21 protein-coding genes are annotated in these 22490 nt (G+C 43.4%); 11 read left to right on the top strand and 10 right to left on the bottom strand.

Annotation, left to right across the window (positions count from 1 at the left end; all coding sequences use genetic code 11):
• Positions 1 to 23 precede the first annotated feature (23 nt).
• From phoR to NBH07_RS03035, 4 genes are all read right to left on the bottom strand, one after another.
• The gene (phoR, locus tag NBH07_RS03050; RefSeq protein ID WP_008772333.1) at positions 24 to 1793 is read right to left on the bottom strand and encodes a two-component system sensor histidine kinase PhoR; all 1770 of its coding nucleotides are present in this window, start codon (positions 1791 to 1793) and stop codon (positions 24 to 26) included.
• 15 nt (positions 1794 to 1808) lie between these two features.
• Positions 1809 to 2495 (bottom strand): two-component system response regulator PhoB, encoded by a 687-nt coding sequence (phoB, locus tag NBH07_RS03045; protein ID WP_009017292.1) that lies wholly within the window; start codon positions 2493 to 2495, stop codon positions 1809 to 1811.
• Between the two features lie 180 nt (positions 2496 to 2675).
• Positions 2676 to 3665, bottom strand: coding sequence for an N-acetylmuramoyl-L-alanine amidase (locus tag NBH07_RS03040; RefSeq protein ID WP_008779768.1), 990 nt, complete (start codon positions 3663 to 3665; stop codon positions 2676 to 2678).
• A 77-nt stretch (positions 3666 to 3742) separates the two neighbouring features.
• Positions 3743 to 4321 (bottom strand): 3'-5' exonuclease, encoded by a 579-nt coding sequence (locus tag NBH07_RS03035; RefSeq protein ID WP_009017293.1) that lies wholly within the window; start codon positions 4319 to 4321, stop codon positions 3743 to 3745.
• A 245-nt stretch (positions 4322 to 4566) separates the two neighbouring features.
• On the opposite strand from NBH07_RS03035, the gene NBH07_RS03030 reads away from it, so the two are divergent.
• Genes NBH07_RS03030 through NBH07_RS03020 form a run of 3 tightly spaced genes read left to right on the top strand, consistent with a single transcriptional unit; the run spans position 4567 to position 7236 of the window.
• Positions 4567 to 5013 carry a cold-shock protein gene (locus NBH07_RS03030; protein WP_009017294.1) on the top strand — a complete coding sequence of 149 codons (447 nt, stop codon included), beginning with the start codon at positions 4567 to 4569 and terminating at the stop codon, positions 5011 to 5013.
• A 43-nt stretch (positions 5014 to 5056) separates the two neighbouring features.
• Positions 5057 to 5878, top strand: a complete 822-nt coding sequence (gene panB / locus NBH07_RS03025; RefSeq protein ID WP_005857401.1) for a 3-methyl-2-oxobutanoate hydroxymethyltransferase — start codon at positions 5057 to 5059, stop codon at positions 5876 to 5878.
• Positions 5879 to 5889: 11 nt separating this feature from the next.
• Positions 5890 to 7236, top strand: a complete 1347-nt coding sequence (locus tag NBH07_RS03020) for a cobyrinic acid a,c-diamide synthase CobB (protein ID WP_009017295.1) — start codon at positions 5890 to 5892, stop codon at positions 7234 to 7236.
• Here NBH07_RS03020 and udk read toward each other — a convergent pair.
• The 3 genes from udk to NBH07_RS03005 form a co-directional block, all read right to left on the bottom strand.
• Positions 7193 to 7822, bottom strand: coding sequence for a uridine kinase (udk, locus tag NBH07_RS03015; protein WP_005862771.1), 630 nt, complete (start codon positions 7820 to 7822; stop codon positions 7193 to 7195). The two genes, NBH07_RS03020 and udk, sit on opposite strands and share 44 nt — an antisense overlap.
• A gap of 604 nt (positions 7823 to 8426) precedes the next feature.
• Positions 8427 to 9104, bottom strand: a complete 678-nt coding sequence (locus NBH07_RS03010) for a porin family protein (RefSeq protein WP_008779772.1) — start codon at positions 9102 to 9104, stop codon at positions 8427 to 8429.
• Positions 9105 to 9109: 5 nt separating this feature from the next.
• Positions 9110 to 10918 carry a PBP1 and LysM peptidoglycan-binding domain-containing protein gene (locus NBH07_RS03005; protein WP_005862770.1) on the bottom strand — a complete coding sequence of 603 codons (1809 nt, stop codon included), beginning with the start codon at positions 10916 to 10918 and terminating at the stop codon, positions 9110 to 9112.
• A gap of 104 nt (positions 10919 to 11022) precedes the next feature.
• Between NBH07_RS03005 and NBH07_RS03000 the strand changes: the two genes are divergently transcribed.
• Together NBH07_RS03000 and NBH07_RS02995 are read left to right on the top strand one after the other, a co-directional pair.
• On the top strand, positions 11023 to 12366 hold the full coding sequence (locus NBH07_RS03000) for a T9SS type B sorting domain-containing protein (RefSeq protein ID WP_005857391.1): 1344 nt from the start codon (positions 11023 to 11025) through the stop codon (positions 12364 to 12366).
• On the top strand, positions 12341 to 13324 hold the full coding sequence (locus tag NBH07_RS02995; RefSeq protein WP_009017296.1) for a lytic transglycosylase domain-containing protein: 984 nt from the start codon (positions 12341 to 12343) through the stop codon (positions 13322 to 13324). The genes NBH07_RS03000 and NBH07_RS02995 overlap by 26 nt, the downstream gene beginning before the upstream one ends.
• 110 nt (positions 13325 to 13434) lie before the next feature.
• Here NBH07_RS02995 and glsA read toward each other — a convergent pair whose 3' ends face one another.
• Positions 13435 to 14400 (bottom strand): glutaminase A, encoded by a 966-nt coding sequence (glsA, locus tag NBH07_RS02990; RefSeq protein WP_005857387.1) that lies wholly within the window; start codon positions 14398 to 14400, stop codon positions 13435 to 13437.
• Positions 14401 to 14475: 75 nt separating this feature from the next.
• Positions 14476 to 15915 (bottom strand): glutamate decarboxylase, encoded by a 1440-nt coding sequence (gene gad / locus NBH07_RS02985; protein ID WP_022191960.1) that lies wholly within the window; start codon positions 15913 to 15915, stop codon positions 14476 to 14478.
• Between the two features lie 222 nt (positions 15916 to 16137).
• On the opposite strand from gad, the gene NBH07_RS02980 reads away from it, so the two are divergent.
• The 3 genes from NBH07_RS02980 to NBH07_RS02970 are packed head-to-tail and all read left to right on the top strand — an operon-like array spanning position 16138 to position 18497.
• Positions 16138 to 17364 (top strand): MFS transporter, encoded by a 1227-nt coding sequence (locus tag NBH07_RS02980; RefSeq protein WP_009017297.1) that lies wholly within the window; start codon positions 16138 to 16140, stop codon positions 17362 to 17364.
• Between the two features lie 32 nt (positions 17365 to 17396).
• Positions 17397 to 18311, top strand: coding sequence for a DMT family transporter (locus NBH07_RS02975; protein ID WP_005857381.1), 915 nt, complete (start codon positions 17397 to 17399; stop codon positions 18309 to 18311).
• Between the two features lie 33 nt (positions 18312 to 18344).
• The gene (locus NBH07_RS02970; protein WP_005857379.1) at positions 18345 to 18497 is read left to right on the top strand and encodes a hypothetical protein; all 153 of its coding nucleotides are present in this window, start codon (positions 18345 to 18347) and stop codon (positions 18495 to 18497) included.
• 51 nt (positions 18498 to 18548) lie between these two features.
• On the opposite strand, the gene NBH07_RS02965 is transcribed toward NBH07_RS02970, so the two are convergent.
• The gene (locus NBH07_RS02965; protein ID WP_005857377.1) at positions 18549 to 19055 is read right to left on the bottom strand and encodes a GNAT family N-acetyltransferase; all 507 of its coding nucleotides are present in this window, start codon (positions 19053 to 19055) and stop codon (positions 18549 to 18551) included.
• 196 nt (positions 19056 to 19251) lie between these two features.
• Here NBH07_RS02965 and NBH07_RS02960 point away from each other — a divergent pair, with 196 nt between their 5' ends.
• The 3 genes from NBH07_RS02960 to NBH07_RS02950 are packed head-to-tail and all read left to right on the top strand — an operon-like array spanning position 19252 to position 22483.
• Positions 19252 to 19842, top strand: coding sequence for a hypothetical protein (locus NBH07_RS02960; RefSeq protein WP_005857375.1), 591 nt, complete (start codon positions 19252 to 19254; stop codon positions 19840 to 19842).
• Position 19843: 1 nt separating this feature from the next.
• Positions 19844 to 20722 carry a DUF2764 domain-containing protein gene (locus tag NBH07_RS02955; RefSeq protein WP_009017298.1) on the top strand — a complete coding sequence of 293 codons (879 nt, stop codon included), beginning with the start codon at positions 19844 to 19846 and terminating at the stop codon, positions 20720 to 20722.
• 3 nt (positions 20723 to 20725) lie between these two features.
• A complete protein-coding gene (locus NBH07_RS02950) occupies positions 20726 to 22483 on the top strand; it encodes a V-type ATP synthase subunit A (protein ID WP_009017299.1) in 1758 nt (585 codons plus the stop codon).
• The last annotated feature ends 7 nt before the right edge of the window (positions 22484 to 22490 follow it).

Here is a 22490-nt window from a genome sequence, read left to right as displayed (position 1 = left end):
TTATGGAATTTTCGAGGTCTGCCTTATAGTTTCTTTTTCAAAGTGAAGAAAAAAGTAACCCCTTTTCCCGGACTGCTCTTCGCCGATATTTGTCCTTTATGAAAATTAACCCCGTTTTTAACGATAGATAATCCTAATCCGGTTCCTCCGATCTTACGACTGCGTCCCTTGTCTACCCGGTAGAAGCGCTCGAATATGCGATTGATATGTTCTTCCGGGATACCCACTCCATTATCGGAGAAGCTAAAGTAATAATATTTAGGATCTTCTTTATAGCAGTTGACGGTAATCTTTATGTTTTCTCCCGCATAAGCGATCGCGTTGTCATATAGATTCCGGAATATGGAATAGAGTAGGGAGTTATTCCCGAACACGGTCGGATCTCCCGGGAGGATAATTTCCGACGTGATGTGTTTTTCTTCCATATCTTGGGAGCATTCTTTTTGTATCTCGGCGATAAGCTTCGTGATATTTACTTCCGTGAGGTCGAACATCTCGGATGCCTCGTCAAGTCTGTTTAATACGGAAATATCTCGTAATAATCCTGTAAGGCGGGTACTTTGGGAATAACAACGTTCCAAGAAAAATTGACGTTTGTCCGGACTCAAATCTGGGTTGGATAGGATTGTTTCCAAATACCCTTGAATGCTGCTGACCGGTGTTTTCAGCTCGTGAGAGACGTTCTGCGTAAGCTGTCGTTTCATCCGGCTTTCTTCTTCTTGACGGGATATATCATTAATAGAGATCTCATAACTATTATCGAGGAATAAAATACATTCGATCAAGAATATTTTACCGTTCTTGTCAATAGTCACGGACTCTCTTAATACTTTCTTTTTCCGATTCAGATTCCGGATATTCTTATTCAAGAAGGTACGGATTGGTTCTAATTCGGCTATATCAGTAACGTCTTCCACTTGGTGGATCTGGGTGTCGGATATGACATTTATGAATTGAATGAATAGGATGTTAGAAAGAATCTCCCGCCCTTCACTTGTAAACATGGCGAAGCCTTCCTTGGAATATTGGAAATGTTTGATAAGCTTTTCCCGCTCCATGGATAACTCGTTTTTCGCTTTCTGCTGCCGATGGTATAAGGTTACGATATTCTGTGAGATGTCACCTAGCTCATCATTCGGGAAAACATAATCGACCGCAGGCATTCGATCTTTCTCTACGTTTAAGGCGAAATCCCTTAGTTTGGATATCGTTTTACCTATGCTGAAAGTAAAACGGGAAAGGACAAAGAAGAAAATCAAGGTCATCAATGCCATGAAATAAATGAAGTCCTTGTTTACCGTCAATATCCCTCTTACATATGGATCATAGGGCAGGGCTGAGCGGTAAATATAACCTCCTATATTCGATGCTGAATAGAAATACCTTTTTCCCGTAGATTCCGAGGAACGGATAGCGAACCCTTCATTATATAATCGGGCTTTGCGTACCTCGCTTCGATCGTTATGATTATTGAACTCATCCGTCCCGCTATTATCAAACAATACGTCGCCGGACGGATCTATAATGGTTACCCGCAAATCCTTTTGAGGGATGTCGTCCATGAAACTTATTACGGTCTGGTTGATGTCCGTACTTTGTTGGCATTTGCGGAATAATTGGTAATTATAGTTACTCAACACATTGTTCAACTTTTCTTGCGCAAACTCCCTTTCCCGCTGATATTGGAATAGCAGGAAACAGACCGTAAAGCCCAAGAACATAAAAAAGACCGACCAGAAAAGCCGTTGGCTAAACGGTATCCGGTGTCTTTTCTCACCATCTATCTTTACCATGATTCAGCGACAATATTAGCATTCAAAACAATAACCGAAACCTAAGCGAGTTACGATGTTCTTTCCATAAGGACCTATTTTCTTACGTAACCGGGTGATGTTGACATCGATGGTACGGTCTAGAACATATACCTCGTCTTTCCAGATGCGAGACAGTATTTCCTCTCTGGAGAAGACGTTCCCTTTATTTTCCAATAGAAGTTTTAGTATCTCAAACTCTTTTTTGGTCAATGGAACTTCCACCCCGTCTACCGTAGCCTTGATGCGTTTCGTATCAAGAGCTAATGTCTCATACTCAAGTTTCTCAATCTCTTTTTCTTTTGATTTCTCGGAAGTTCTTCTTAGTACGGCCTTAACACGCGCTATCACTTGGCGGATGGAGAAAGGCTTGGAGATATAGTCGTCCGCCCCGAGATTGAACCCTGTGAGCATATCGTTCTCCGTATCTTTGGCCGTGAGGAAGATGATAGGGGTATTGGCCGTCTTCTCATCTTGTCGCAGGATACGTGCCATCTTGAAACCGGAGATTTCTCTCATCATGACATCCAACAATAATAAATTGTAAACGGTCAGATCCTTTTTTAATGCCTCTTCCGCACTATAGGCGGTATCTACTTCATAACCTTCTATTTCTAAGTTGAATTTAAGGATCTCACACAAATCCTCTTCATCATCCACTACAAGAATACGAGTTGTTGCCATAAGCTGTTCTGTTTTTAAAAGAGTGCCTTACGGCTCTCCATATACAAATATAATTATTTTTGGCAAAGAACGGATATTCTTATTTCGGAGAAATGAAATATATGTTACATTGCTGTTAAAATCGCTCATGTAACATTTCTGCCGCAGGATATGTGTTAGTATAATAGATCATTAGGAATGCTACTTCCTATAATAATTATAATCCGTGACAAAACCCTCGCAAAGCCAGTTGGCCAAGGCTTGCCGATTGTTGCTGAGGATGATCCGTTGTTGGTCGTATTGGTTTTGTATGTTGCCCAATTCGACGAATACGGAGGTCGGGGTCGTGTGACGTAATACATATAAGTTACGATCGTCTACCGTGCCCGAGAATCCCCGGCCCGGCTGGTGGCGGTTGTATTTGCGCGAGAAAGTGGATTTCATCGTTTTAGCCAAGCGCTTGCTCGCTTGATCCTTGGGCTTATGATAGAAAAAGACATCGGTCCTTTGATGTCGGCTCCGGCTGTCCACATGGATGAATATCGCTCTCTTATAAGTTTCTTTATCTTTCCGGCTCAAGCTGTTTATCTTGGCGCAACGCTGATCCAGACGGCTTACTTGGCTGAGGGGGATCGGACTACCCATACAAGTTTCCCGTTTGCTGTTATTGAGGAATTGCTGGTCACGTATTCCGTCCTTTGCATCTTGGATGATAATATGTACCTTTGCGCCTCGCGTTAAAAGATTGCGTGCCAGACGTAGCATGATGTCGTAAGCGTATTCATCCTCATGCAATTCATGGGAGCCCATTTTACCGATCGCTCCGGGGTCCGGACCGCCATGACCGCTGACCAGATAAAAGCAAGCTCCCTTTAAATCGGAAGAGGTTACTTTGTAACTGGCTAGCGACTTGCCGAATAGGGGCTGATAATTCTTCTTCTGAGGGGCGGAGGCGAGCGGAGGCAAGGTATATTTTACGCCCATGCGCAGAGTGTTATTTTTACCCAACTTCCCTTTATTAAGCTCGATAAACTCTTTCTGATACGTCCCGCCGGTACGGTTGAAGCGTTTGAGAAAAAGAGTGATGCCCTCTCCGTTTTTCGGATACGCCTTTTCTTGGGCAGTCAAGGAACCTGTATATACGAGAGCGATAATAAAGAAGAAAATACGGATACTATGTTTCACAGACATCTTAAAAATTGATTCTACGCCGTAAAGATAATTAAATCAACCTATAGTCAAAAACGATAATTTATAAAAAGAATCAATCAACCCATAAATGAGAGGGAGGATATCCTATTATAAATTTTTTTTGTTAATTGAATATCATAGGATGCGTCATGCAATTTAGCGGAATCTATTTGTATGCCTAAAGCCCTTGCCACTGTTTCCTGCTTGAAATCTGTCATCTCATGCCGTTTGCGCATCAAATGCTGGGTAGACAATACCATTACGTCGATCGAGTTCACCCAGAACCATGAGTAGAAATAATTATCTCCGTTCTGTACGAAGAAGGCTTTCAAGAAGTGATTATCGAAAGAGGCGTTGTTGTATCCAACGAGGAAGAACTTGTCTTTTTTATCAAATTTGTCCACGTATTTGGACAGCATGTTCACGAATTTAACGTACACCTCTCGCATGGGAGGATAAGCTTGTATCTGTTCCTTGGACACGTTGCAAATGCGAAGCGCTTCTTCCTCTATCTCACATTGGGGGTGTGGGCAGACATTGAAATTAAAAGATTCCTTCGTAACCCCATCAATTACGATCTCCCCACTTATTTGGTGGACGCCATTTCTCCAGTATTTTATGCCGGTAGTCTCTAAATCAAAAAAAAGTAGTTTCATAAATGCTTTTTGGTATAGGATGCAAAAGTAAGTTTTTTTATTCTTAAATGAGAGGATCTATAAGGTTTTCTCCGTTTATTTTATTATCTTTGCGAAAGTTTGAGTCTAGAATCATTATCGACATAGTTCTTCTTTTTATATTATTATTAAGCGGATCTCTCCTTTAATCATCAATTCTCACGCTAAGTTAGTATAAACAACGCTTCACGGAACGTGAGGCCCTAGTATAAATTAAAATCGACTGTATGGCAAAATACGCATCATTTGGTAAACGTGAAAACGAGAAAAAGAAACAAGCCCGCCGAGTAGAGAAACAGAACAGGAAAGAGGAAAGAAAATCGTCCGGCAAAGCGGCTAGCTTTGAGGACATGATCGCTTATGTGGATGAAAATGGGATGATCACCTCTGTCCCTCCCGAACTTCGTCAAAAAGAAGAGATAAATCAGGAAGATATCTTGATCTCGACTCCTAAGAAAGAGGATGTGGCTCCCGTTATCTTAAGGGGCAGGGTAGACTATTTTAATGAGGCAAAAGGGTTCGGGTTTATCCGTGACTTGTCGGGGACGGAAAAGTATTTCTTTCACGTGAACAATGTTGTGGATGATATCTCCGTGAACGATATCGTGACGTTCGACCTTGAACGTGGCGACAGAGGCTTAAGTGCCGTGAATGTTTGTCTTGAAAATAAATAATAATACTTACCTTTGCGACCGAAACAATTAATAAAAATATAATATGTCTGTCGCAAAAGTAGATGATAATAGAAAGGTGACCACACATCGCCTGATAGAGATGAAGCAGCGTGGCGAGAAAATATCCATGCTTACCGCCTATGATTATTCGATGGCGAAATTGATCGATCAAGCAGGAATGGATGTGATCTTGGTGGGAGACTCCGCTTCTAACGTAATGGCTGGAAACGTGACCACTTTGCCGATTACGCTCGACCAGATGATTTACCATGGTAAATCGGTCATGAAAGCGGTGAATCGTGCGCTGGTGGTGGTAGACCTGCCTTTCGGTACGTATCAAGGAAACTCTAAAGAAGCCTTGGCCTCCGCTATCCGGGTGATGAAAGAGACGCATGCCGATTGTATCAAGTTGGAAGGCGGGGCTGAGGTTCGGGAATCTATCGAACGTATCTTGTGTGCCGGTATTCCAATTATGGGACATTTAGGATTGACGCCGCAATCGATCAATAAATTCGGTACGTATACGGTACGTGCCCGTGAAGAGGCCGAGGCTAATAAACTGATCGAGGATGCCCATTTGCTAGAGGAGATAGGTTGTTTCGCCTTGGTGTTGGAAAAGATCCCGGCGGAGTTGGCGGCTCGTGTCGCTTCGGAGCTTACGATCCCGGTTATCGGCATTGGCGCCGGTGGAGGCGTAGATGGTCAAGTGTTGGTTATGCATGATATGCTCGGTATCAATCAAGGCTTTTCTCCCCGTTTCTTACGTCGCTACGCTAATTTAGGGGAGGAGATTACTCGTGCCGTACAAGCGTACATCGAGGACGTGAAATCTCAAGACTTCCCGAACGAGAAGGAGCAATATTAGAAACAGAATACATGAGATCTCATTTGCTAATAGGCGCCGCTTCGTCGGGAAGCGGGAAGACTACTTTTACCTTAGGATTGCTTCGTGCCTTGAGAAATCGTTCTTTACGGGTGCAGCCTTTTAAGTGTGGGCCGGATTATATAGATACTCGTCATCATAAAATGGCGGCTGGTTGCGCTTCCGTGAATTTGGATGGTTTCATGATGTCGGAAGGGCATATCAAGGATTTATATGCCCGGTATACCTCGAATGCGGATGTAGCCGTGACCGAAGGGGTGATGGGGCTGTTCGATGGCTACGATGCCATGCGAGGGAGTAGTGCGGAGATCTCCGGTTTATTGCGGATACCGATCGTATTGGTGGTGAACGCTAAAAGTACGGCTTATTCGGTGGCTCCCTTGCTTTATGGCTTCCGGAATTTTCGGAAAGATCTGAATGTCGTGGGGGCGGTATTTAATTTCGTGGCGTCGGAGAGTCATTATTCTTTCTTGAGACAAGCGTGTGAGGATGCGGGTGTGGAAGCGTTAGGCTATCTACCGAAGTGTGCGGATGTAGAGATCCCGAGCCGGCATTTGGGGTTGTCGTTGGATGAGGATTTTTGCTTTGAGGAGTTTGCGGACCGGGTTGCTTGCTTGGTGGAGGAGCATGTGGATATAGACCGCCTGTTGGCAATCACGGCTTTGCCAGAGCGACAGCCAGTTCCTCGGGTTAAGGAAGTCATGAGGACTGTTTCAAAGGCAAACTTAAATATAGCCATCGCCCGTGATCCCGCTTTTAATTTCTCATATGAGGAAAATATACATTTCTTATCTACTCTAGGCAAGATTACCTATTTCAGTCCATTGAGGGATGATTGTTTACCGGAGGCCGATTTTGTCTATTTGCCGGGTGGATATCCCGAGTTATATTTATCGGAGTTGAGCATGAATTCCGGGATGCGTGAATCGATTCATTCCTTTGTGGAAGTGGGGGGCAAGTTGCTGGCGGAATGTGGGGGGATGATGTATCTCTGTAAAGAGATTATCGGTACGGATGGGAATGCCTATCCAATGGCCGGTGTATTACCGCAATCCGCCACGATGGAGAACATGAAGTTACGTTTAGGGTATCGGACTTTATGCTATAAGAATGATGTCTTACGAGGGCATGAGTTCCATTATTCCCGGATCGTGCCTATGGAAAGTCCGCTGCCTTCGGTAGCGAAAGCCTTTACGGCGAAAGGAGGTCAAACGGATACCCCGCTATATCGCTACAAGAACGTATTGGCGGGGTACACGCATTTATATTGGGGAGATCCTTGTCGGAACGATTGGTTTATTGATTATCTGTATGGGGAAGCCCCAGATTGTTCTCGATAAACATTTTCAATATATTGATGGCGATCTGGTTGCTTCCTCCTTCGGGTATAATTAGGTCGGCATATCGTTTGCTAGGCTCTATAAATTGCAGGTGCATAGGCTTTAGTACCCGGGTATAGCGTTCCATTACCGCTTCCGCCGTGCGTCCTCTCTCGATCATATCCCGTTGGATCACACGGATAAGACGTTCGTCCGAATCTGTATCGACAAATACTTTCAAGTCCATCAAGTCTCGTAATTGAGGGTCGCATAAAGCGAGGATCCCTTCGATGATGACAACATCACGAGGCTCGATATGAATGGTCTCGGGCAATCGGCAGCAGGTAAGATAAGAATAAGTCGGCTGCTCGATGCATTTCCCCTCTTTCAGCAAGGTGACTTGCTCTGAGAGGAGCGGCCAATCAAATGCGTCGGGATGGTCGAAATTAATATATTGACGTTTCTCTACCGGCACATGGCTGTTATCTTTGTAATAAGAATCTTGAGGGAGTAATACAACCTCACCGGGAGGTAAACTCTCTATGATCTTTTTTACCACTGTAGTTTTCCCGGAACCAGTCCCGCCCGCTATACCTATAATTAGCATGATTTCTTATATTAATCCATATTTATGTTTATAAATGCAAAGGTAAGAAATATTTATAGTGGTAGTATTTCGCTATTAATAGAAAAAACGAGATAAAAAGAGCTGAATTCTATGTTGTATAGCATGTTTATCTTAAATAAAGTTAATGAGTAAGCTTTTCTTGTTGGAAAATTATGCTGCATAACATAAAGTCTCTATATTTGCACTGTGTTTTTCATGGTATTAGATTTAAGGTTAACAATGAGATTGGCTGTCCGTGACGGATGGCCTTTTCTTTTATAGTAGGTCACCTCAACAATAATGATCGTTAGATGCGTTCCCCATTGTATTCATGATTTATTACTGTAGAACCTTCCTGTTGGATAAAGGTATTATCGGAAGTAGCTTGTACGCCTGTATCCAAAGATCTTTTCACGGATGTGAAATGATCTTTTCACAAGGGTGAAACGATCGTATCACGAGCGTGAAAAGATCTCTTCACAGGTGTTAAAAGATTAGATCGTCCGGAGCTTGGCTATACTTTCCACCGTTCTTATCCCTTGTGTGAGGTTACTTGCGGCACAGATCTTCAATTGATTGTTACGATATCACGAGTCCATCCCCCTTATTTACTAAAGATGGGAATCAGATAGGTTAGTTTCGCGGATATTATTTGGCTGGAAGATTTAGAGAATGTGTCTCCTTTACGGCTATTGAACATATCGCCCAGCGCATAGTAATAACGACCTTCCAACAGGAAAGAGCCTATTCCGGTGCGGAGCTCGATTCCCGGTCCGCCGCAAAGCCCCCAATCGAACTTCTTTTGGACTTCCAATGTATGTTGTTCGTCCGGACGGTTCGCGTTCGGGTTCTCGCCATTAAGGTTCGACTCCGTGCTTTCGCTCAGCGCATAACCGATTTTAGGCCCTAGATTGACGAATACACGCACTCGCTTGCTTCCGAAATGGATGTGCGTCAAGAACGGAAGCTCCATATAGTTTACCGTACGGCTATATTTATATTGAGGTTTCTCCTCAAACTTCTCTTCCCATCCATGTTGGGTAAAGTTCAATTCCGCCTGTATGCCTAAATTGGGTTCCGTATTCCAACGTATCGTCGCTCCCCCGTTAAACCCAAGTTTCATCTTCGTAGGGACTTTTGGGGCAAAACTTACGCTAGAGAAATTTAATCCGAAGGACGCTCCAACCGCAAGCTCTTGCTTAAAAGTACTTTTCTGCGCATGGCAAATCGATAAGCTTGCCATGCACAGAAATATCGCTACAAATATCTTTTTCGTCATCATATCAATTATCTTACCTCACTGCGGGTTACCGTATAATCATTCTTGTAATGTACAATAAACAAGTTCGTATTGATAAAACCGCCCCAATTATTCACTCTATGGAAATCGAATCCGGTCTGGATGCTCTTATAATGGATCTTGTCTAGATTATTCTCGAAGTTCGAGCCATATTTATTGATGGCACCTAGGAAATACATACCCGTGTCAAAGCCTAGGATTCCATATTTCGGGAATGTGTTGATTAAATTCTTGCTATACCAGTTTTTATAATCGGAATAAAAGCTATGGACTTCCGGAGATAAGTTGTCCGCATAGAAATTACTATAGATATAGGTGTTCAATGCGTAGAAGTCCTCCAGACACTCTCTTGTATAGGTCTGCCATTCCGGATAACCGAATAGGTTGACCATATAAGGCTCTTTCTCCTCCTCTTTCAACTCGGAAAGCATACGGAGCGGTGCCTTGATCTTATTCACCGCATCTAAGGAGGCGGAGGTTGGCAATACCACATTCCGCTTGTCCCTTACCATGGCTGCCTCTATATCCGTGGCGAAAGTGTCCCCTTTATAAGTTACTTCCTTAAACGGGATATCGCGTTGCTGCATCTCCGTCTTGAAGGCTTTGATAAATTCCGGCTTTTCTTCTTTATCCTTTATATTGACAAGTATGATATTGTAATCCGAGAATAAATCGCATCCGGCTTGCGCCGCCTTGGAGTATAAGTAGGAATGAGGCGTGTTTACTTGATAAACATTTGCGTTTGACAAGACATCATCATTCTTGGAGGTGAAAGGGATCACGTATTTGATATTGTGCTTTTGAGCGAAATCTGCGATCAATCCGATTTGGTCGTTCTGTACGGCACCAATGATCAAATTAGCGTTTGATAACGCATCTTCTTTCAATATCTCCTTGACTTTCTTCGTACCGTTTCCAGTATCATATACCGATAGCTCGATAGAGGTTCCCATATTTCGCAAGCTGTCAACCGCCAATAGCAATCCCTCGTAATATTCCACGAAACGGGAGGTCGCAGATGATTGCGTTGTCTCGTTCGTCATGAACGGCAACAATAAGGCGACTTGGATACGGTTCACCTTCTTTATATCTTTAGGAGTAGAGAGGAGGGCGTTCACCTCACGCTCTTCCGGCTGTCTTATGTTTTGGGTGATCACTTCTTCACTGGCTACCGGTATCTTGATAACCATGCCCGCTTTCACTCCGTTTTTCAGCTCGGGGTTGAGTCTTAAAAGCTCCACGCTGGAAATATCGAACTTCCGGCAGATACGGTACATGGTCTCTTTTTTCTGTATGGTATATTCCATTTCCTTCTGTACGGTCTTTTTTTCCGTAGTAGGCAAGGTCTCCAGTCGTGTCGGCGGGATCCGGATATTCTTACCAATCGTAAAGGTCGATGTGGAGAGACCCGGATTGGCGGCGATAATATCCGTAGCGGGCACTGAATATTTAATGGATAAAGAGTACAAGGTCTCTTTCGGCTGGATCGTATGGTATGTATAGTTATCTGCTTTGCCGGAAGGTGCGATAGCGGAGTCCTTCTGCGGGATTCTTAACGTAGAACCGGCCTTGATCCCTTCTTTACTTTCCGGATTCAACCGATAAATATCCTCTACGCTTACGCCATACATGGTCGCTATGGCGTATACGGTTTGTCCGCGTTCGATGGTATGATAAAATATATCGCTCCCTTGTTCGTTAGTAAAAATAACTTGCTTATTATTCTTTTGGGAATAAACGGTTACGCTCGATAAACTTAAAAAGAACGTCAATGCGTATATACTAATCTTGTTCATTTGCTGTTCGGAGTATTTTGTGACAAAGATAGTGAATTTTGCTTATCATGCTACGTATGTCCTTTTATTTCCCTAATTTTGGAACCGCAATTTTTAGACTATATATGCTAAAGAAGGAATTAAGAAAGATACTGTTATCGCTAAGTTTTGTGTTTGTAGCGGCTGTCTCGTGTGCCCAGTATGTGGTGACGGGAGGAAGTGGTAGTCCGATGAAAGCCACGCAGAGTTCCGGCGATTCCGCCGAGCGACTTGAGGTCTACTTGGTGTATGGAATGGATAACGTGACGATTAGTTATACCTCATCCTCTTCTTCTTCGCATCAATGGTATCGTTATAAAACCAAGCGATTGGAGGCCGAGAAGGTGGCCTCCACCCAAAATGGAACTACTTCCACCATTCGGAATGTAGAGGAGGGATATGGCTATTTTGTCGAGGAAGGAGCCGTATCTCGTTACGTCTGGATCGTTGATTACAGCAAATACACCTTAAACATATCCAACCTGCATGTCTCCGATAATAGCGATCCATGTAGCGGATTGGTCTTGGCTGGGACAGGTACGATCCAACCTATTTATTATTATTGGCCGAATACGGGAACAAGACGTGAACTGTCTCGCCAATTTGATGTTATTTATAATACATTGGAATATAATTCGGATAAAAAAGAATATACCTCTAAACAAGAGACGGCGGTCATCGAGGGCAATTTGTTCGGTAAATCCATTCCCGCTCCTTGGTGTGATACGGAGATCTGTGTGAAAGGCGATTATTTCGCTCGTCATTTTGGAAAGGAGGTTACGCTTTGTATCGATGAATATCAGGCCGCTGCGGTAGATGCTCATATAGACACGTTGCTGATTGAGCAAGAGGCCCCGAATATGAATACGACGAAGAGCGGTTATTGCGCTCCCGCCACTGTTCAATTCTCGGCTATCGCGAATACGCCGACAGCCGCCCTGTTTAATTGGAAAATCTATCGGCAAGGGGAAGAAGATAATCCGGTTGTTCGTTTTACGGGTGAGGAAGTGGATTATACGTTCAACCAATCCGGGACTTTTATCATCAAGTTGGAAGTAAGCGACCAAAGCACTACTTGCAGCACGGAAGATGAGGTTCAGATTGATATCTCGGAGTCTTATCTGATGATACCGAACGCATTCTCCCCGGGTACCACGCCCGGAATTAATGATGAGTTCCGGGTTGCCTATAAGTCGTTGGTGAAATTTAAGGCATGGATATTTAATCGCTGGGGCCTACAGATGTATTACTGGACAGATCCGGCCCAAGGATGGGATGGTAAGAAAGGTGGTAAATACGTTCAGCCGGGTGTGTATTTTTATGTGATAGAAGCCGAAGGTTCCGATGGTATTAAGTACAAGGAAAAAGGCGATATAAACATTCTTAGACCTAAAACAATTCAAGATGAAAATGAGAATATCCAAGAATAATTTAGCTAGTTTTTTATGTGGAGGCGTCGTTTGCTTGACCGCATGTATCTCGATGGGTTCGAATGACGTGGAAAAAGTGATAGAGAGCCGTCCGGTTGTCTCGTCCATGACCCTGTCTCCGGATGTTCCGTCCTCGGTTCCTTTTTGTGGGAAACTAATCGATATTACCCGCTATGATATGCGGGAAGCCTATGACCGTGAATTGAGTAGCTTTACTTATTTCCATTCTACGACGATGCTTCTGATCAAGCGGGCGAACCGTTATTTCCCGGTGATCGAGCCGATCTTGAAGGCGAACGGCATTCCCGATGATTTCAAATATCTAGCGGTGATAGAAAGCCATTTGGACCCCCGTGTATCCTCTCCGGCTCGTGCTGTCGGGATGTGGCAATTACTGGAGGGCACGGCAAGGGAGTATGGTTTGACAATCACCCCGACGGTCGATGAGCGTTGCCATGTGGAGAAAGCGACCGGGGCGGCTTGCCGCTATTTGAAGGCCGCCTATAAGAAATATGGAGATTGGGCGGCGGTAGCCGCTTCTTATAATGGCGGCATGGGACGTATATCCGGTGAGCTGGTCAAACAAGATGCGGATTCCTCCTTTGATCTCTGGCTGGTGGAGGAGACTACCCGTTATATTTATCGAATCATGGCGATCAAGCAAATTTTCGAGAATCCGTCGAAGTACGGTTTTGTGCTTCGTGCCCGTGACCTGTATAAGCCGATCTCTACCGTAGACGTGGCTGTAAGCCAAGATATACAGAATCTGTCGGCTTTCGCTAAAGAGCATGGGATCACTTATGCGGACTTGAAACGTTTTAATCCTTGGCTCCGTGATCGTAAGTTGGTGACAGGTGGGAAGACCTATAAATTAAGCATTCCTCAAGAAAAGGATATGTATTATAAGACCCCGAATACGGAAGTATACGATTCGGCTTGGGTCGTGTCGGAGAATTGATCCGATTTTTATTGATACAAAAAATAAAGTGTTTCATTTAGATGGTATAACTGCCCATCGTAATGAAACACTTTTTCTATACTACTTTTCGTTTAAACTGATTCTGTCTATTAGTCAACGATCGTCACACGGTGACCGTTGAACACGTTCAATCCGAGTTTATTCATTACATACTTAATAGCAAGCTGTGCCTTTACAGAGTTACCAGCTTGGTCAATAGGAGGAGCGAATGCGGAAATACCGAATTGTCCGGGAAGTACACCCATGACACCACCGCCTACACCAGTTTTTGCGGGAATGCCGGAAGTGTACAACCAATCACCGGTGTGCTCGTAAAAACCTACAGTAGAGATCATGGAAGTGATCTTCGGAGATAACTCCGCATCGAATACTTGTTTCTTTGTCACAGGATTAAGACCTAAATTTGCGACCGTAGCGGCAGCGACAGATAGTTGCTTAGCCGTGATACCCAAAGAACATTGACGGGTATACAGATCCAAAGACATATCCGGATCGTCATAAATGCGATTGTAATTCTTTAGCAACCAAGCGATGGAGCGGTTATTGAAGTTCGTTGCAGACTCGGATTTGTAGAGTTCGTCGATCAACTGCGGTGCGCTTCCGCACAAATCCGTGATATTGGCTACGATAGCATCCCACTTCTGTTTGGAATCACCGACAGGCTTCACCATACTACAAGCCGTGATAGCGCCGGCATTTACCAATGGGGTAGAAGGATGGTCGTTTTCCAATAAGATAGCGATGATGGAGTTAAATGGCAATCCGGTAGCGTCGGCACCAATCTTCTCCAATAATTCTTTCGCTCCGTATTGGCGCAGTACCAAGATAGCGGTGTGTACTTTCGATACGGATTCGATACCGAAACGATATTCGGAATCTCCCACCTCGATGGTTTGTCCGTTTAAAAGGCAAATACTGATTCCGAATAGATTTTTATTGATATTCGCCAGATAAGGAATGTAATCGGCATTCTTACCATCCGTATTTGTCTTGTAAAGATCGTAAGCCTGTTGAGCTACTTCCTTAATTTGGGCGATCGTTATTTTTTTGTCCATATATGAATTGGATTAAAGAAGGCGTGTATGAAAACACTGATAGTCCTTTCATGCACGCCTTGATGAATTTTGTTTTTATTTCTTAGCGTTGCTCATTGCGGTGTGAGTAAATACCTTACCCTTAACCGGAACGTTCTTGTCTTGAGCGATGCGAGTAGGAGTCGGATATTCAAGTTTCTCCAATGCAGCTACAGCGTTCTTGATATCACCTAATAACATATCGGCCATATCACGGCTGAAACCTTGACGAACTACGACACGCATAACCACGTAGTTATCCAGCTTCTTCGGTAGTGTATACGCTGGAACCATCCAACCGCTTTGTTGCAATTTATCTTGCAAATCGTAAAGTGTCCATTTGGCGTTCTTAGCGTAATCCGGTTTCATGTACCAAATAAACAATGGATTCACAACCTCGTTGCTGTAATTAACGAATGGGGCCATCTTACCGATTTCTTGGTGGATGTATTTCGTTATTTCCATACTGTTATATTGGATTTGTTTGTAGCCCTCGAATCCGAGACGAATAAATTGATAGTATTGTCCGAGGATTTGTGCGGCAGGACGAGAGAAGTTCAAACCGACCTGAGTGATATTCGCTCCAAGATAGTTTACGCTGAATGCCATTTCTTCCGGCAAATATTTCTTGTCTTTCCAAACAACCCAACCCAATCCCGGGTAAACCAATCCGAATTTATGTCCGGATGTGCTGATAGAAAGAACCCATTTCAAACGGAAGTCCCATTTTGTCTCCGGGCTTAAGAACGGAAGGATAAAACCACCGCTGGCGGCATCTACGTGGATAGGTATATCATAACCGGTCTTGGCATTGTATGCGTCGAGCGCTTTGTCCAAGGCTTCTACGTCATCGTTCAGTCCTGTCCATGTTACACCTTGGATAGGAACGATACAAATCGTGTTCTCGTCACACATCTTAAGCGCTTCTTCCGGATCAAGTGTCGTCTTGTCTAAAGTCAAGGGAACTTCACGCATTTCGATTTGCCATAGCTGGGCGAATTTCTCCCATACGACTTGGAAGCCAGTAGAGATCACGAAATTAGGCTTGTCAGTTGGTTTACCTTGTGCTTGTCTCTTTTTGCGCCAACGTAACCAAGCGGCTACACCACCTAGCATACAAGCCTCTGAAGAACCGATAGCCAAGGCTCCGGTTTTCCATTTTTCTTGCTCGGGAGAATTCCAAAGACTCGCCATGATATTAATACATTTGGCGTTCATAACAGCGATTCTCGGATACTCTGTTTCGTCAATATAGTTGATGTTGATAGCTTCGTTCATCAATTTTGTCGCGTACTCGTCCATATACGTAGTAACGAATGTAGCTAGGTTCAAGCGAGGCTGTGTTTGTGCGAAAGTCTCGTCTTTAACCATTTGATAAGCGATCTCCGGGGTTGTAGGGCCATCAGGAATCTTATCTACTGGAGAGGGTGTCAACATCACTTCTGAGCCAAAAATCGCTGTTTTGGCATCGCCATTTCTGAAATTTGAGTCTTTCATTTTTCTTTAGTTTTTTTGTTAATAAAATGATTTGAGTCAATGGAATACTGCTTCCACTGAGCGTTTATGCCAAAACAGATTATGGATTGGAATGTTTTTTGGATTTACATTATTTGGGGTTTATTAGCGATACAAGTCCAGTCCTCTTGGAAAGAGCGAAAATGATGAACTTTCACATAAAATGTTTGTTTTGATTAGATAAAAACGTAAAACTAAATCTTTATGAGAATACAGACAGGCCGGGGCACAATTCCCCTTATAACTCTGGTAGGGATATGGTCTATCTCCGCTTTAAATGCATTACCGGGTTTAGCGGTTTCTCCGATATTAGGGAAACTTTCCGTTATTTTTCCTCATTCTACGGAACTGGATATCCAGATGCTTTCCTCTTTGCCATCGTTATTGATAATTCCATTTATTATATTGTCGGGTAAATTAACGGAGAAAGTAAATGAGATACGTCTATTGCAATTAGGCTTGGTGATCTTTGCCCTAAGTGGTATTCTATACTTACTCTCTAATAAGATGTGGCAGTTGATAGCGGTGAGCGCCTTAATGGGAATCGGATCTGGCTTGATCGTACCCTTATCGACCGGTTTGATATCTCGTTTCTTTATCGGGAAATACCGGACGAAGCAATTTGGTTTAAGTTCTGCTATTACGAATGTAACGTTGGTATTAGCCACGATCTTAACGGGATATCTGGCGGAGGTGAATTGGCATTTACCGTTTGCCGTTTATCTATTGCCCTTGATTTCCATCGTACTTTCCGTATACTTGAAAAGGAGTATGGAAAATGAGTCGGCGATCGTATCGAAATCAGAAGTGAAAGCCCCTGTTACGGCAGATCCCGTCACGGTTCCGGGTAAATATGGTGTGGATATAAAGCATCTGGTACAAATCATGTGTTTTTATGGATTGGCTACGTATTTAGTGATTATTGTCAGCTTTAACTTACCGTTTTTAATGAAGGAATATAAGTTTACAAGCGGTAATTCCGGATTAATGATATCATTGTTTTTCTTGGCTATTATGGCTCCCGGTTTTATCTTGAATCAGATCGTTGATTTATTTAAGCAAAAGACAAAATTTGTCAGTCTATTGGCGATCGCTTTAGGGATGGCCTTGATTTTGATATCTCGTACGGAATGGCTAATTGGATTGGGATGTATTTTTATCGGTTTCGGATATGGTGTTATCCAGCCAATCGCTTATGATAAAACGACTCGTACGGCCATTCCTGAGAAAGTTACATTGGCATTAGCTTTCGTGATGGCGATGAATTATTTGGCGATATTACTTTGTCCGTTTATTATCGATTTCTTCCAGTCTATGCTCCATGTCAAGAGCCAGCAATTCGCGTTTATTTTTAACCTCTGTATTGCGCTGGTCGCTACGATCTGGGCTTATGTAAAACGAGACTCGTTCCTTTTCAACGATAAAATATGATTTACGAATATAAAACTAAAAAACGATAGACAGTGAAAAATAAGAAAACAGAAGCTAATATTAGCATGGTGGTCTCAAAAACTTTCAGTGGATTGAATATGAACGCCTTGAAATACTTGCTTCCCTTATGGATGAGCCCGTTGACGGGCGCTTCTTTCCGATGCGTGTTTGCGGCCGTGGCGTTTTGGGTGATCGGCTGGTTTATGAAACCGGAGGTTTCTACGACGAAAGATAAGGTGTGGCTATTCTTATTAGGCGCTATCGGTATCTATGGTTTTATGTTTCTTTATTTAGTGGGGCTTAGCAAGACAACGCCGGTCTCGAGTTCTATTTTCACGAGCTTGCAACCGATCTGGGTATTTTTGATTATGGTATTCTTTTATAAGGAAAAGGCTACTTGGATGAAAATACTCGGTATCTTGATTGGTTTATCCGGAGCCTTGGTTTGCATCTTGACCCAGCAAAGCGACGATTTAGCGGCGGACGCTTTTAATGGGAATATGCTATGTCTGGCTAGCTCCGTGTTTTATGCCGTGTATCTGGTATTAAGCCAGCGGATCTTACAAAAAGTAGGGACGATGACGATGCTTCGATATACATTCACGGGCGCCGCTTTCTCCAGTCTATTGATTTTGCCGATAGAAGGCTTTCATGCTCCTTTATTCTCGGAGCCATTTCATTGGTGGCCTTTTGCCGTATTGATGTTTGTGCTTATTTTCCCTACGGTAATCAGTTATCTGTTGATTCCTATCGGATTGAAGTATTTGAAAACTACGTTAGTGGCTATTTATGGCTATCTGATCTTGATCGTGGCAACGATTACATCCCTATTGATCGGGCAAGACCGTTTCAGTTGGACACAGACGTTCGCCATTATCTGTATTTGCGCCGGGGTTTATCTGGTTGAGATAGCGGAAGGAAAAGAGAAAAAGACAGTCAAGGTTTGACTTATTAAATATGAACTATTAAATTGTAGCGTTATGGATAAAAAACAAGAAAAGAAAATCTGGAACTCTCAACTTGCGATTGAGAATCCGAAGAATGATAGGATCGCTGTTATTTACTCTGTAAAAGTTAGTAGTGTACGAATCCTAGAGAAACCTCGTAATCCGAAAAGAGGGAAGACCCGTTGACAATCATCATCCCCTATTCTATATATAAATATATGAATAGGGGATGACTGTCTATTTATTCTCCACTTCCATGCCCATGATATAATCGTTCATGAAATAGCCGTTTCCTATATGATGGTCCCGTGTGCCTATTTCCCGTAATCCCATATGTCTGTAGAAGCCTATGGCGGGATTGTAGCGGTTTACGTATAATTCTATAGTGAAAGGTCCGGTATGTACCTCCTTCAAATAGTTAATACCTTGTTCGATGATAAAACGCCCGATTCCCGTGCCATGCATTTCCGGTAGGGAATAGATCTTTTGAAAATTGTACGTGTTTTCACCTGTTTTCTCTATGGATAAATAGCCTGCCGGCATATCGTCCGCCAATATAATAAAATATTGATGATGTAACTCTTCCATTTGTTTAAGAATGTTATCCGGAGCGTACATCATATCGAACATATAATCCAATTGCTCTTTAGAAAGTATCTTTCCATACGTGTTCTCCCAAATGCGTGAGGCAAGGTCATGAATAAGAGAACGGTCATCAATAGTCGCTTTTCTAATCGTAAACATGTTAATTTTGTATTTTGACTCACAAAGATACAAATAGACGAACAAAAATACAATATAGACGAATGTAAATAGAATTTTACTTGACTAGTGTTATTTTTTAGCTTGATTTCACACTTATTTTGATGTTAATCCGCGAAAAATAATAACTTTGTGGGCGTTTACTATTGAAAAATACAATTCAAATACATAATAGGAAATGGATACAAAGATTCAGGAACTAACAGACAAGATCTACAAGGAAGGTGTAGAGAAGGGGAACGAAGAAGCGGGGCGTATAATCGCCGAGGCCAATGCTCAAAAGGATACGATTCTTAAAGATGCGGAAGCGGAAGCGAAACGTATCGTAGCGGCTGCCGAGAAACAAGCTGCCGAGTTGAAGAAGAATACGGAAGCCGAATTGAAATTGTTCGCCACCCAGTCTGTCGAGGCGTTAAAGAGCGAGGTGACAAACCTTATCACTGGTGATATCGCTAGTTCGAATGTGAAAGCGGCGTTGATGGATCCCGCCTATATGCAGAAAGTGATCCTTGAGCTTGTGAAAAGCTGGCCCGCTAATGAGTTCTTGACTATCCAAGCTTCTGATTCCGATGGCTTGAAGGCGTATTTTGAGGCCAATGCCAAAGGCTTGCTAGAGAAAGGGTATAAGATCGAGAAGGTAAGCGGAAAGAAAGCGTCTTTCTCTATTATCCCGGCGGATGGGTCTTATAAAGTGACGTTTGGCGAAGACGAGTTCATCGAGTTCTTTAAAGAGTTCTTGCGTCCGCAATTAGTAGAAATGCTGTTCTGATATGAGTAAGTATTACTACTTAATCTCCGGACTTCCTAACATAGCGTTGGATGATAGTAAACTAGCCTATTCGGTCTGTGAGTTCCGGACAGAAATAGAGGATATGCTATCTTCTAAGGACAAAAAGCTGATTGATTTATTTTATTTGAAATATGATAATATAAATCTGCTGGCTCACGCTAAAAGACCGGACTCCGATCCGGATCAAAGAGGAAGAATAACGTATGATGAGTTCAATACTTTATATAAAGCGTTGAAGGATGAGGAAAAAATTCCCAAAAATGATAATCTCCCGCCTTATTTCGTGCAATTCTTTAAACTGTATCTAGCCGAAGAGGCTAAGGACACCAAAAGCGAGAAAGAATATATATCATGGGAAGACCGCTTGGCTGCGTTATATTATGAATATGCCATGAAATGTGGGAATAAGTTCGTGGCCGATTGGTTCGAGCTTAACCTGAATATCAACAATGTTCTTACTGCGATCACTTGCCGTAAATATGGATTTGATAAGGCCAATTATATCGTGGGGCATAATGAGATAGCAGAAAATATCCGTACGTCGAACGCCCGTGATTTCGGCTTGGGCGATTCCGTGGAATATTTGCCCGAGTTACAACGCATCGCCGAAGAGACCGATCTGATCGTTCGTGAGAAGAAAATCGATCTTTTGAAATGGAAATGGCTGGACGATAATACCTTCTTCAAGACGTTCGACATAGAGAGTGTATTCGCTTATTTATTGAAATTGGAGATGATAGAGCGCTGGGTAACCTTGGATAAGGCGAGAGGCGAGAAGACTTTCCGTGAATTGGTAGGCGCCATGAAGATGGGTAGTGAGAATGCGTTGGAAGAATTTAAAAGAAACAATATAAAATAAATTATGGCTACGAAAGGAATTGTAAAAGGAATCGTATCCAACCTAGTAACCGTAGAGGTGGATGGTCCGGTTTCTCAGAATGAGATCTGTTACATTTCTGTCGGAGGCGTGAAGCTGATGTCGGAAGTAATCAAGGTGATAGGAAAGAATGCCTTTGTACAAGTATTTGAGAGCACACGTGGTATGCGTGTCGGCGACGAGGCTGAATTCCAAGGGCATATGTTGGAAGTTACGCTGGGTCCGGGTATGTTGTCCCGCAACTATGACGGTTTGCAGAATGACTTGGACAAGATGGAAGGTGTATTCTTGAAACGTGGCGATTATACGTTTGCGTTGGACAATGATAAGAAGTGGGATTTCAAGCCTCTGGCTAAAGCGGGCGATACCGTGAGCGCCGGTGATTGGCTGGGAGAGGTGGACGAGAATTTCCAACCTCATAAGATTATGGTCCCCTTTAAGTTCGAGGGATCTTATATTGTGAAGTCGGTGGTTCCAGCCGGACAATACACCATCAATGATACGATGGCTGTCCTTACGGACGAAAATGGCACGGACGTAAACGTGACGATGATCCAGAAATGGCCGGTAAAGAAAGCCATCACTTGTTATAAGGAAAAGCCCCGTCCATTCAAATTGCTGGAGACGGGCGTTCGTACGATCGATACCGTGAACCCGATCGTTGAGGGTGGTACCGGATTTATCCCCGGTCCGTTCGGTACGGGTAAGACGGTGCTTCAGCACGCTATCTCTAAACAAGCGGAAGCGGATATCGTGATTATCGCCGCCTGCGGTGAGCGTGCGAATGAGGTCGTAGAGGTATTTACGGAGTTCCCGGAATTGGTAGACCCACATACGGGACGTAAATTGATGGAACGTACGATCATTATCGCCAATACATCCAACATGCCGGTAGCCGCTCGTGAGGCATCCGTATATACGGCGATGACCATCGCCGAGTATTATCGCAGCATGGGTTTGAAGGTTCTGTTGATGGCCGACTCTACTTCCCGCTGGGCACAGGCTTTGCGTGAGATGTCCAACCGTTTGGAGGAGTTGCCGGGACCGGATGCTTTCCCGATGGACTTGTCCGCTATCGTGGCGAACTTCTACGCTCGTGCGGGATTCGTTCATTTGAATAACAACGCTACAGGCTCCGTCACTTTCATCGGTACGGTATCGCCGGCCGGTGGAAACTTGAAGGAGCCAGTGACCGAGAATACGAAGAAGGTGGCCCGTTGTTTCTATGCCTTGGAGCAGGAGCGTGCCGACCGTAAACGTTATCCGGCCGTAAACCCGATCGAGAGTTATTCCAAGTATATCGAGTATCCAGAGTTTCAGGAATACATCGCTAAACATATCTCCCCGGAATGGATCGAGAAAGTAAACGAGATCAAGACCCGTATGTTGCGTGGTAAGGAGATCTCCGAGCAAATCAATATCTTGGGTGATGATGGTGTGCCTGTCGAGTATCACGTTACATTCTGGAAGTCCGAGTTGATCGACTTCGTGATCTTGCAACAGGATGCTTTCGATGCCATTGATGCGGTTACTCCGTTGCAACGTCAGGAATTCATGCTGGATAGAGTCGTGAACGTTTGCCGTTCAGAGTTTAAGTTTGATAACTTCCTTGAGGTTATGGACTACTTTAAGAAGATGATCAACATCTTTAAGCAGATGAACTATTCGGAATATGAGAGTGACCAATTCAAGAAGTTTAATACGGAACTGGATGAACTTTTGAAGGAGAGAATCGAAAATTAAAAGAGTT

This window comes from Parabacteroides sp. B2-S-102 (assembly GCF_023656665.1).
Classification (GTDB): domain Bacteria; phylum Bacteroidota; class Bacteroidia; order Bacteroidales; family Tannerellaceae; genus Parabacteroides; species Parabacteroides distasonis.
The sequence above is the reverse complement of the archived record's forward strand: the minus strand, read 5'-3'. Positions and strand labels throughout refer to the sequence as shown.